The following is an 11,405-nucleotide window of genomic DNA, read 5'->3' as shown; positions in this document are numbered from 1 at the left end:
TGCGCAGCGGCCGCCCCGGCCCCGTGCCCACCGGCTTCGGCGGTCCACGCCGGCCTGGCGGACTCGGCGCGCCGACGGTTCCGCCGCCCGACGCCCCCGCGAAGCTGACGCTCCGCCCGCGCACCGGCCGCGACGACGACCGCCGCACGCTTGGTCCGGACGCCAAGAAGGGCGGCGCGCCGGTGCCGGCGAAGAAGAGCGTGCTCGGCAGCGACCGCAACCGCCGCGAAGGCCGCATCGACATCGGTGCCGCGATCGAGGGCGAGGACGAGAAGGTCCGCTCGATCGCCTCGATGCGCCGTGCGCGTGAGCGCGAGCGGCGGCAGCAGGAGCTTGCCCGCCTGCGCGCCGGCCAGGAGCGCGTGGTGCGCGACGTGGTGGTGCCCGAGACGATCACCGTCCAGGAGCTCGCCAACCGCATGGCCGCCCGTGGCGGCGAGGTGGTGAAGGCGCTGTTCCGCATGGGCGTGATGGCCACCCTGACCCAGTCCATCGACGCCGACACGGCGGAGCTGGTGGTGCAGGAATTCGGCCACCGGGTGAAGCGCGTGGCGGAAGGCGACGTGGAGATCGGCCTGGAAGGCATGGTGGACGAGGAGGAGGCGCTGCTGCCGCGTCCGCCCGTCGTCACCATCATGGGCCATGTCGATCACGGCAAGACGAGCCTGCTGGACGCGCTGCGCAAGGCCGACGTGGCCGCGCACGAGGCCGGCGGGATCACCCAGCACATCGGCGCCTACCAGGTGGCGATGGCCGATGGCGGCCGGGTGACCTTCATCGACACGCCGGGCCACGAGGCCTTCACGGCGATGCGCGCGCGCGGCGCCGGCGTGACCGACATGGTCGTGCTGGTGGTCGCGGCGGATGACGGCGTGATGCCGCAGACGATCGAGGCGATCAGCCACGCCAAGGCGGCGAACGTCCCGCTGATCGTGGCGATCAACAAGATCGACAAGCCCGGCGTGAAGCCCGACCGCGTGCGGCAGGAGTTGCTGCAGCACGAGATCGTGGTGGAGAGCCTGGGCGGCGAGACGCAGGAGATCGAGGTCTCGGCCACGCAGAAGATCAATCTCGATAAGCTGCTCGAGGCGATCCAGCTCCAGGCCGAGATCCTGGACCTGCGCGCCAACCCCGACCGCGCGGGCGAGGGCACGGTGATCGAGTCCAAGCTCGACCGCGGCCGCGGCCCGGTGGCAACCGTGCTGGTCCAGCGCGGCACGCTGCGGCAAGGCGACATCGTGGTGGCCGGCGCCGAATGGGGCCGCGTGCGCGCGATGCTCGACGACAAGGGCCGCCAGGTGAAGGAGGCGGACCCCTCGCTGCCGGTGGAGATTCTCGGCCTGTCGGGCGTGCCCGCGGCCGGCGAGACCTTCGTCGCGGTGGAGGACGAGGCGCGTGCCCGCGAGATCAGCGACTTCCGCCAGCGCAAGCTGCGGGAGAAGCAGGTCGCCGCGATCAGCGCCGGCCGCGGCAGCCTCACCGACATGCTCGCCCGCATCCAGGCCGGCGCGCAGAAGGAGGTGGCGGTCGTCGTCAAGGCGGACGTGCAGGGCAGCTCGGAGGCGATCTCCGTGACGCTCGGCAAGATCGGCAACGAGGAGGTGAAGGTCCGCGTGCTGCTCAGCGCGGTGGGCCAGATCACCGAATCCGACGTCCAGCTGGCCAAGGCGTCCGACGCCGTCATCGTCGCCTTCAACGTGCGTGCGACGACGCAGGCGCGGGAGCTGGCGCAGCGCGAGGGCGTGGACATCCGCTACTACTCGATCATCTACCAGGTGGCGGACGACATCGAGACGCTGGTGCGCGGCAAGCTGGCGCCGGTGCAGCGCGAGAAGTTCCTGGGCTACGCGCAGATCCTGCAGGTGTTCGAGGTCAAGCGCCTCGGCAACGTCGCGGGCTGCCGTGTGACGGAGGGCGTGGTGCGCCGCGGCGCCGGCGTGCGCCTGCTGCGCGACGGCGTGGTGATCCACCAGGGCGAGCTCAGCACGCTGCGCCGCTTCAAGGACGACGTGAAGGAAGTGACCTCCGGCTACGAATGCGGCATGGGGTTCGCGAACTACAACGACATCCGCGTCGGCGACCAGATCGAGTGCTACGAGACGGAGACGGTGGCCGCGGAGCTGTAGGCCCGCGCCACCCGATTGGATGGGCGGGGGGCGCGGCGCAGGCCGCGCCCCTTCGCGTTTGAAGGAGGCCGAGCGATGGCCCGCAGGACCACACAGAAGGGCGGCGAGACGCTGGGCCCCAGCCAGCGCCAGCTGCGCGTCGCGGAGGAGGTGCGCCATGCGCTTGCCGCCGTCTTCGCGCGCGAGGAGTTCCGGGACCCCGACCTGCACGATCTCCACGTCACGGTCACGGAAGTCCGCGCGAGCCCCGACCTCAAGCACATGACGGCCTTCGTCAGCGGCCTCGGCCGCGACCTGACGAAGGAGCAATTCGCCGGGCTCCGCCGCGTCTCGCCCTTCCTGAAGCGACAGGTCGCGCAGGCCGTGCGGCTTAAATACGCGCCGGACCTGCACTTCCAGCCGGACACCGCGCTCGACTACGCGATGAAGATCGATGCGGTGCTGAAGCGGCCCGAGGTGCAGCGCGACCTGGGGCCGAAGCCGACGCGCGAGGAGGACTGAGCGGCGGCGGCCGCGCAGCCACTCATGCCACCCAGCGTTCGGCGTCGCGACCGGCGCCATTGTGCACGGGTAGCACATGCGCCGGCGTGCAGGCCGTGACCTGCCCGCCACGGGCGCGGAACTCCGCCACCATGCGCTCCAGTTCCGCCTCGGTCGGCATGCCGCGCGCGCGGCAGCGGCGGATATGGGCCAGCGCCGCCTCGGCGCGCCGTTCGCGCTCCGCCCGGTGGCTGCGCGACGCCATTGTCGTACCGTTGTCCTGCATCGTGCTGTCCTCCGCCTTGCGCGCCTGCCCGACCGGGCAGGCGATGCGGCGGATCTTGGCGACGCCGGCGCGAAAAGACTTTCGGACGGGCTGTGCCGCATCTGGAGACTGTCTTGAGATTGCGTCCGGACGACCCGGCCGCCGCCCTGCGCGGATGTCGGGTCGGCACGGCCCACGCCGACGGATGCTGCCGTCCGGTTTCCGTGCTAGCTGCGCCGCCGTCTGCCGGAGTGGGTGATGAGTGACAGGATGGGGGGCGGCCGCGGCCGTCCCGGTGGCGGCCAGGGCAACGGGCCCGGGCGTGGCGGCCATGGCGGCGGGCGCGGACGCCGGCCGCATCGCAAGCCGAAGGGCCGCCCGCTGGATGGCTGGCTGATCGTGGACAAGCCTTCCGGCATCGGCTCGACCGACGTCGTCAACAAGGTGAAGCGCGCCTTCGACGCGCAGAAGGCCGGGCATGGCGGCACGCTCGATCCGCTGGCCACCGGGCTGCTGCCGGTCGCCTTCGGCGCCGCGACCAAGACCGTTCCCTATGTGATGGACGGCACCAAGACCTATCGCTTCACCCTGAAGTTCGGGGAGGCGCGCGACACCGACGATGCCGACGGCCAGGTCGTCGCGACCAGCGACGCCCGGCCGAGCGACGAGCAGATCCGCGCCGCCCTGCCCGCCTTCCGCGGCGACATCATGCAGGTCCCGCCCGCCTATTCCGCCATCAAGATCGGCGGCGAGCGCGCCTATGACCTGGCGCGCGAGGGCCAGGCGGTGGAGATCGCGCCGCGTCCGGCCCGCGTGGACCGCTTCGACCTGGTGGAGCGGCCCGACGCCGACACCGCCATCTTCCACGTCGAATCCGGCAAGGGCGTCTACATGCGCAGCCTGGCGCGGGACCTGGCGAAGGCCTGCGGCACGGTCGGGCATATCGCAGCCCTGCGCCGGCTGCGGGTCGGACCCTTCCGCGAGGAGCACGGGATTCCCCTGGACAGGCTTCTCGGTTCGGGCGATACGCCGCCTCCTTCCCCGGACCTCCTGCTTCCGGTCACGACCGCGCTGGCCGACATCCCGGCACTGGCCGTCACCGCAGCGGAGGCCATCCGCCTCTCCCAGGGCCAGGCGCTCAGCCTGGTGGACCTGATGGGGCGGGTTCCTGACGAAGCCGACCCCGCGGGGGGCTTGGTGCGCGTCATGGCGGGGGGACGTCTGCTGGCGCTGTGCCGGCTCGAGGACGGGTTGATGCAGCCGGAGCGGCTGATCACCGGACCGGGCGGCGAGCCGGTGGGCGAGAACTGACACCCCCAGCCACAAGGACATGGCGATGTCGATCGACACCGAGCGCCGCGCCGCGCTCATCAAGGACTATGCGACCAAGCCGGGCGACACCGGCAGCCCGGAGGTGCAGGTGGCCCTGCTCTCCGACCGGATCTCCGGCCTGACGGAACACCTGAAGGCGCATCCGAAGGATTTCCACAGCCGTCGCGGCCTGCTGGTGCTGGTCGGGCAGCGGCGCGGCCTGCTGGACTACCTGAAGAAGAAGGACGCGGCCCGCTACGAGAGCCTGATCGGGCGGCTCGGCCTGCGCCGGTAATCTCGCGCCCGACCCCGGACACCGAAAAAGGCCGGAAGGGTCGCCCCTTCCGGCCTTCTTCATGTCGCAATGGCTACACCCGGTCCTTGTCGTCCACCGCGTCGCGCACGGCGTCTTTCGCCTTCCCGACGCCTTCCTGCACCTTGCCCTTCGCCTTGTCGGCGTGGCCCTCGGCCTCCAGGTTGGCGTCGCCAGTCATCTCGCCGGCGGCCTTCTTCACGTCGCCCTTGATCTTGTTGCCCATGCCCTTCAGGCGGTCCTTGTCCATACTCATCTCCCTATCTCAACCGCGGCGTGTGTGCCGCGACTGAAGGAGAAACGCGTTGGACGGCCTGGGGTTCAGCCGCGCGGCAGGCCCGCGACGGCCGCTTCCACAGCATCGCCGAAGCGCGCGACGATGGCCTCCACCTGTTCGCCCGTGACGATGTAGGGCGGCGCCAGGATCACGTGGTTGCCGTGGCGGCCGTCGATCGTGCCGCCCATCGGGTAGCAGGCGAGCCCGCGCTCGTAGGCTTCGGCCTTCACGCGCTCGTGCAGCTGCAAGGCGGGGTCGAAGGTGCCCTTGGTCGCGCGGTCCGTGACCAGCTCCACCGCCCAGAACAATCCGCGCCCGCGGATGTCGCCGACATGGCGGTGGTTGCCGAGCCGCTCGGTCAGCCCCTTCTCCAGCAGCGCGCCCATGCGGCGCACATTGTCCAGCAGCCCTTCCTCGCGGATTGCCTGCTGCACCGCCAGCGCGGCGGCGGCGGCGACGGGATGCGCCTGGTAGGTGTGGCCGTGCATGAAGGCGCCGGAGCCGTCGCGGATCGCCGCCACCACATGCCCCGCGATCAGGATGCCGCCGACCGGCTGATAGCCGCCGCCCAGGCCCTTCGCGACCACCTGGATGTCCGGCGCGATCCCCTCCTGCTCCCAGGCATGCATGGTGCCGGTGCGGCCCATGCCGCACATCACCTCGTCCAGGATCAGCAGCGCGCCGTGGCGGTCGCAGATCTCCCGCACTGCCTGGAAGTAGCCCGGCAGCGCGGTGACGCAGCCGAGCGTGGCACCGACCACCGGCTCCGCCACGAAGGCGGCGACGTTGCGCGGGCCGAGGCGCTGGAACTCCGCCTCCAGCTCCGCCGCCAGGCGGGCGACGTACTCCGCCTCGGTCTCGTCGTCGCGTCGGTCGCGATAGGCGTAGCAGGGCGAGACATGACTGAAGGCGTCGCCCAGCATGGGCTGGTAGAGCGCGCGCCGCATCGCGTTGCCGCCGGCGGCCAGCGCGCCGAGCGTGTTGCCGTGGTAGCTCTGGCGCCGCGCGATGACGCGGCTGCGCTGCGGCTCGCCGCGCTCCACATGGTATTGCCGCGCCATCTTCAGGGCGGCCTCCATCCCCTCGCTGCCGGAGGAACAGAGGTAGAGGTGCGTCAGCCCGCCCGGCTCGTCCTGCAGCACCAGGTCCGCCAACGCCTCTGCGCTCTCGCAGGAGTAGAGCGCGGTGTGCGCGTAGCAGAGCTTCTCCTCCTGCGCGCGCATCGCCGCCAGCACGCGCTTGTGGCCATGGCCGAGGCAGGCGACGGCCGCGCCGCCCGAGCCGTCGATGATCGTCTTCCCGTTGGAATCCCGGATGAAGATGCCTTCGCCGGAGAGGGCCAGCGGAGGATCCTGGCGCAGGTTGCGCTGGAGCAGGCGGCTTCGCATGGACGTATCTCGCGCCCGGGGGCCGGTGGCCGTCAAGGACCGGCCAGGGCGATGCAGGCGAAGGCGACGCGCGCCTCCGTCGGCACGCCGAAGCGCGCGGTGTGGCGCGCGGGCAGCCCGTTCGGGAAGTGCTTCACGTATTCCGCGTTGCAGGCGGCGTAATCGGCCGGGTCGGTGATCAGCATGGTCACCTGCACCACACGGTCCAGGCCGCTGCCCGCCTCCTCCAGGATGCGCCGCATCTCCGCCAGCGCGTTGCGCACCTGCTCGGCGGGCGTGTCGCCGCGGAAGACGCCCCTGGCCGGATCGTGCGGCGCGCTGTGGCCGGAAACGAAGACCAGGCCGCCCGCGCGCGCGGCATGGCTGAAGGGCCGCGCGACGCCCGGCGCCGGCTGGCCGAGGAACTCGATCATGGGCATGGCCTCCTCCGTCACGGCGCGGTCAGCAGCCCGACCACCGCGCCCGTCATGCAGCAGGCGATGGTGCCGGAAACCAGCGCAGGCAGGCCGAGCGCGACGATGTCGCCGCGCCGCTCCGGGCACATCGCCACCATGCCGCCCAGCATGATCCCGACCGAGCCCAGGTTGGTGAAGCCGCAGAGCGCATAGGTCAGGATCAGCCGCGCGCGCGCATCGAGCCCGAGCCCGCCGGAGGTGCCGAGTTCCAGATAGGCGACGAATTCGTTGACGATCAGCTTGGTGCCGAGCGAGCCAGCGACCGTCATCGCCTGCTCCGCCGGCACGCCCATGGCCAAGGCGATCGGCCAGAACAGGAAGGCGGCCAGGCGCTGCAGCGTCAGGCCGGTCAGCGGCTCGATCGCCATGTTGGCCAGCGCCACCAGCGCGACGAAGACCACCAGCATCGCCATGATGCCGAGTAGCAGGTTCAGCCCATCCATGGTGCCGCGCACCAGCGCTTCCATGCTGCTGTCGTAGATGCGCGGCGCCTCCGTCGCTGCCGCGACAACGGGCGCATCCTCGCGCCGCGGCGGCATCATCAACAGCGCGACCAGGACGGAGGCCGGGGCGGCGACCAGGCTCGCCACCAGCAGTTGCCCTGCCGCGTCCGGCACGACGGGCGCGAGGAACAGCGCATAGACCACCAGCGTGTTGCCGCTGATGGTGGCCAGTCCCGCGGTCATCACCACGAACAGCTCGCTGCGGGTCAGCTGCGCCAGCCAGGGGCGGATCAGCAGCGGCGCCTCCACCATGCCGACGAAGACATTGGCCGCGACGGAGAAGCCGGTGGCGCCGCCGATGCCGAAGGCGCGCGCCAGCACGCGGCCCATCGCCGCCACCACCACCGGCAACACGCGCCAGTGATACAGCAGCGCGGAGAGCGCGCCGACCACCAGCACCAGCGGCAGCGCCTGGAAGAACAGGATGAAGCTGCCGCCCGGCGTCTTCTCGTCGAAGGGCAGCGGCGCGCCGCCGAGATACCCGAAGACCAGCGAGGTGCCCGCCTTCGTCGCCTCGGCCAGCGCGTTCACCGCCGCACCGAACACGTCGAAGACGACGCGCAGCGCCGGGACATGCAGCAGCAGGGCGGCAAGGAGCAGCTGAAGCCCGAGCCCGGCCGCCACCGCGCGCCAGGACACCCCGCGGCGGAAGCCGCCGATCGCCCAGGCCAGCAGGCAGAGCGCCAGCAGGCCGGCGGCGGATTGCAGTTGCAGCAGGCTCACTCGGCGGCGCTCCGTGTCGTGTCCTCGGGGATGTCGAGGGCGCGGATCGCCTCGCCACGACGGGCGATGCGCTCGGCGCTGGTCTCGATCTCGCGCATGTCCTGGCCCATCGCGGCGTGGTGCAGGCGCAGCGCGGCGACGCGGCGTTCCAGCCGCAGCGTCTCCTCGCCCAGTCTCTCCACCTCCACCCGGATCCGCCGTGCCTCGGCCTGCAGCCGGGCGTCGCGCAGCAGGCCGCGCATGGTGTTCAACACCGCCCAGATCGTGGAGGGGCCGACGATATGCACGCCGCGCCGCACCGCCTCCGCCACCAGGTCGGCGAATTCCGCATGCAGCGCGGCGTGCACCGCCTCGGAGGGGACGAACATCAGCGCGCCCTCCGCCGTCTCGCCGGGGATCAGGTATTTGGACGCGATGTCGCCGACGTGCCGGCGGATGTCGGCGACGAAACGGCGCCGCGCCAGGTCGCGCAGCGCGGGCGTCGCGGCGTCCTGCATGGCGGCCCAGGCCTCCAGCGGGAACTTGCTGTCCACCGCGATGGGCCCGGGGGGGAAGGGCAGCAGCAGCAGGCAGTCGCAGCGCGTGCCGTTCGACAGGGTGTGCTGCCAGCGGAAGCCCTCGGCCGGCAGCCGGTCCGCGACGAGCCCGCGCAGCTGCACCTCGCCCATCGCCCCGCGCGCCTGCTTGTTGCCCAGCACGGCGGCGAGCGACGTGACCTGCCCGCCCAGCGCCTCCAGGTTGGCGCGCGCCGCGTCGATCACTGCCAGGCGCTGCTGGATGGCGCCGGCCGTTTCCTGCGTGCGAAGGGCTGCGGCATCGAGACGTTGCGCCAGCATGCGTTCCTGCTCGCGCAGCCGATCCTCGGTGCGGTTGGCCAGCCGCTCCTGCGCGGCGGCCAGCGCTTCGAGCGTCGCGGAGAGACGCGTCAGCCCCTCCGCCTGGCGGCCCCGCCAGGCGGCCAGCAGCAGCAGGCCCGCGAACAGGGTGGCGAGAGCGATCAGCGCGGGCGGCAGCCAGTCGGGCAAGGGCGGTTCCCCGATTCGCGGGGCGGAGTCTCGCATGCCGGTCAGGCCGGCGCGAATTCCCCGGTTGCGCTGTCCAGCACCAGCAGCCGGCCGGTGGCGACGCCGAAATGCGCGCCGCGCAGGCGGAGCCGTCCCTCGGCGACGGCTTCCGCCACCCAGGGGAAGGTCGCCAGATTGGCCAGCGAGATCCGGATCGCTTCCTGCTCGGCGGCGAGCTGCGCGGCCTCGGGGTCGTCGCAGCGCAGCGCCGCGGTCCGCGCACGCTCCGCAATGCCGATCCAGCCCGCGACGAAGTCCCGCGCTTCCGCCGGCGTGCCCTCGATCAGCGCGCGGATGCCGCCGCAGAGCGCGTGGCCCATCACCACGATGCGCCCCGCGCCCAGCACGCGCACCGCGAATTCCACAGCCGCGCTGGTGCCGTGGAAGGCGGCGTCCGGCATGTAGGGCGGCACCAAGTTCGCGACGTTGCGCACCACGAACAGCTCGCCGGGCCCGGCGGCGAAGATCATCTGTGGATCGACCCGGCTGTCAGAGCAGGCGATGACCAGGGTGTGCGGCTTCTGGCCCTGGGCGGCCAGTTCCTCGAACCGGGCACGCTGCTGCGGCCAGGTCTCGGCGCGGAAGCGGCGGTAGCCGTCGATCAGCGGGCCCATGCCTTCCCGTCTGCGGTTGCGCGGCCCCCACCCTAACCCTCCCTCGCGATGCGGGGGAGGGAAGAGCGCGTCCCTAATGCCGGAAGTGGCGCATCCCCGTGAACACCATGGCGAGGCCGGCCTTGTCCGCCGCCGCGATCACCTCGGCGTCGCGGATCGAGCCGCCGGGCTGGATCACCGCCGTGACGCCCGCCGCCGCCGCAGCCTCCAGCCCGTCCGCGAAGGGGAAGAAGGCGTCGGAGGCGACGACGCTGCCCTTCGCCAGGCTCTCCGGCAGGTTCGCGGCCTGCGCCGCGGCTTCCGCCTTCCACGCCGCTATGCGCGCGCTTTCCAGCCGATTCATCTGGCCGGCGCCGATGCCCGCCGTGGTGCGGTCCTTGGCGTAGACGATCGCGTTGGACTTGACGTGCTTGCAGACCCGGAAGGCGAAGACCAGGTCGGCGAGCTCTCCCGCGCTCGGCGCGCGCTGCGTGACGGTGCGCAGCATCTGCTCTGTCACGCGGCCGGCGTCCCGCGTCTGCGCCAGGAAGCCGCCCGCGACGGACTTCACCAGCAGGCCCGGCGCCGCGGGGTCGGGCAGCGCGCCGGTCAGCAGCAGGCGCAGGTTCTTCTTCCGCGCGAACACCGCCTTCGCCGCCTCGTCCGCGTCGGGCGCGACGACGACCTCGGTGAAGATCGCCGCAATGCGCTCCGCCGCCGCGGCGTCGAGCGTCCGGTTCGCCGCGACGATGCCGCCGAAGGCGGAGACGGGATCGCAGCGCAGCGCCAAGTCCCAGGCGGCGGCGAGGTCGTCGGCCTCCGCCACGCCGCAGGGGTTGGCGTGCTTGACGATGACGATGGCCGGCCGGTCGAACTCGGCGACGCATTCGAAGGCGGCGTCGGTGTCGTTCAGGTTGTTGTAGGACAGTTCCTTGCCCTGGACCTGCACGGCGGTGGCCAGGCCCGGGCGCTGCGTGCCATCGGCATAGAAGGCGGCCGCCTGGTGAGGGTTCTCGCCATAGCGCAGCGGCTGGCGCAGCACGCCGGCCACGGCCAGGCGCTGCGGGAAGGGCTCGCCGTTCTGCTGCGCGAACCAGGCGGAGATCGCGGCGTCATAGGCGGCGGTGCGCGCATAGGCGGCGTGCGCCAGGCGCCGGCGCAGCGCCAGCGTGGTGCCGCCCTGCTCCAGCTCCGCCCGTACCTCGGCGATCTGCCCGGGCTCGGTGATCACCACGACGGCGTCGTGGTTCTTGGCGGCGCTGCGGATCATCGCCGGGCCGCCGATGTCGATGTTCTCGATGCAGTCGTCGAAGGCGGCGCCCTTCGCGACGGTCGCCTCGAACGGGTAGAGGTTCACCGCCACCAGGTCGATCGGCGCGATGGCGTGCTTCTCCATCTGCGCCAGATGGTCGGCCAGGTCGCGCCGTCCGAGCAGCCCGCCATGCACCTGCGGCACCAGCGTCTTCACACGGCCGTCCAGGATCTCCGGGAAGCCGGTGTGGTCGGAGACGTCCTTCACCGGGATGCCGGCGGCGCGGATCGCCGCCGCTGTGCCGCCGGTGGAGAGGATCTCCGTCCCCTGCGCGGCGAGGAAACGCGCGAACTCCACGATGCCCGTCTTGTCGGAGACGGAGAGCAGCGCGCGGCGGACGGGAATTCTGTCGGTCATGTCATCCGGCTTGGACGAGGGGCTTCCGGCGCGCGGCGGTATGGACCCGCGGCGGCGCGCCATCAACCTTCCAGCAGCGCCACCATGCGCGCGAGGTTCTTCGCCTCGTCGAAGCGCTCCGCCGCGCGCGCGCGCCCGGCCTCGCCCAGGCGCGCGCGCAGCGCCGGATCCTCCGCGAGCCGCGTCAGCGCGGCGGCCAGGGGCGCGGCCTGGAAGGGCGGCACCAGCAGCCCGGTCC

The 11,405-nt window shown here is 72.1% G+C and carries 12 protein-coding genes; 4 read left to right on the top strand and 8 right to left on the bottom strand.

Features of this window, described 5'->3' with window-relative positions; all coding sequences use genetic code 11:
• A partial coding sequence (gene infB / locus OZN99_RS16310; protein WP_270936319.1) for a translation initiation factor IF-2 occupies positions 1–2,126 on the top strand: 2,126 nt, incomplete at its 5' end.
• 75 nt (positions 2,127–2,201) lie between these two features.
• Positions 2,202–2,627 (top strand): 30S ribosome-binding factor RbfA, encoded by a 426-nt coding sequence (gene rbfA / locus OZN99_RS16305; protein WP_270936318.1) that lies wholly within the window; start codon positions 2,202–2,204, stop codon positions 2,625–2,627.
• 22 nt (positions 2,628–2,649) lie between these two features.
• On the opposite strand, the gene OZN99_RS16300 is transcribed toward rbfA, so the two are convergent.
• Positions 2,650–2,892: a hypothetical protein gene (locus tag OZN99_RS16300; RefSeq protein WP_270936317.1), complete on the bottom strand. Its 243-nt coding sequence runs from the start codon at positions 2,890–2,892 to the stop codon at positions 2,650–2,652.
• Between the two features lie 237 nt (positions 2,893–3,129).
• On the opposite strand from OZN99_RS16300, the gene truB reads away from it, so the two are divergent.
• Positions 3,130–4,182, top strand: coding sequence for a tRNA pseudouridine(55) synthase TruB (truB, locus tag OZN99_RS16295; protein WP_270936316.1), 1,053 nt, complete (start codon positions 3,130–3,132; stop codon positions 4,180–4,182).
• A 25-nt stretch (positions 4,183–4,207) separates the two neighbouring features.
• Positions 4,208–4,477, top strand: coding sequence for a 30S ribosomal protein S15 (gene rpsO, locus OZN99_RS16290; RefSeq protein WP_270936315.1), 270 nt, complete (start codon positions 4,208–4,210; stop codon positions 4,475–4,477).
• 73 nt (positions 4,478–4,550) lie between these two features.
• Here rpsO and OZN99_RS16285 read toward each other — a convergent pair whose 3' ends face one another.
• From OZN99_RS16285 to purH, 7 genes are all read right to left on the bottom strand, one after another.
• Positions 4,551–4,745, bottom strand: a complete 195-nt coding sequence (locus tag OZN99_RS16285) for a CsbD family protein (protein ID WP_270936314.1) — start codon at positions 4,743–4,745, stop codon at positions 4,551–4,553.
• A 71-nt stretch (positions 4,746–4,816) separates the two neighbouring features.
• Positions 4,817–6,160, bottom strand: a complete 1,344-nt coding sequence (locus tag OZN99_RS16280) for an aspartate aminotransferase family protein (protein ID WP_270936313.1) — start codon at positions 6,158–6,160, stop codon at positions 4,817–4,819.
• Positions 6,161–6,192: 32 nt separating this feature from the next.
• Positions 6,193–6,573: a RidA family protein gene (locus OZN99_RS16275; protein WP_270936312.1), complete on the bottom strand. Its 381-nt coding sequence runs from the start codon at positions 6,571–6,573 to the stop codon at positions 6,193–6,195.
• 17 nt (positions 6,574–6,590) lie between these two features.
• Positions 6,591–7,841: a NupC/NupG family nucleoside CNT transporter gene (locus tag OZN99_RS16270; protein WP_270936311.1), complete on the bottom strand. Its 1,251-nt coding sequence runs from the start codon at positions 7,839–7,841 to the stop codon at positions 6,591–6,593.
• Complete coding sequence (locus OZN99_RS16265; RefSeq protein WP_270936310.1) at positions 7,838–8,866, bottom strand: DNA recombination protein RmuC; 1,029 nt, start codon at positions 8,864–8,866, stop codon at positions 7,838–7,840. Before OZN99_RS16265 ends, OZN99_RS16270 begins: the two co-directional genes overlap by 4 nt.
• 41 nt (positions 8,867–8,907) lie before the next feature.
• A complete protein-coding gene (locus tag OZN99_RS16260; RefSeq protein WP_270936309.1) occupies positions 8,908–9,519 on the bottom strand; it encodes a carbonic anhydrase in 612 nt (203 codons plus the stop codon).
• Between the two features lie 73 nt (positions 9,520–9,592).
• Positions 9,593–11,167, bottom strand: coding sequence for a bifunctional phosphoribosylaminoimidazolecarboxamide formyltransferase/IMP cyclohydrolase (gene purH, locus OZN99_RS16255; protein WP_270936308.1), 1,575 nt, complete (start codon positions 11,165–11,167; stop codon positions 9,593–9,595).
• Positions 11,168–11,405: the final 238 nt, after the last annotated feature.

It is taken from the genome of Falsiroseomonas oryzae, assembly GCF_027856955.1.
Lineage (GTDB): Bacteria > Pseudomonadota > Alphaproteobacteria > Acetobacterales > Acetobacteraceae > Falsiroseomonas > Falsiroseomonas oryzae.
Note: the sequence above shows the minus strand (reverse complement) of the source record. Positions and strands in the feature narration are given on the sequence as shown.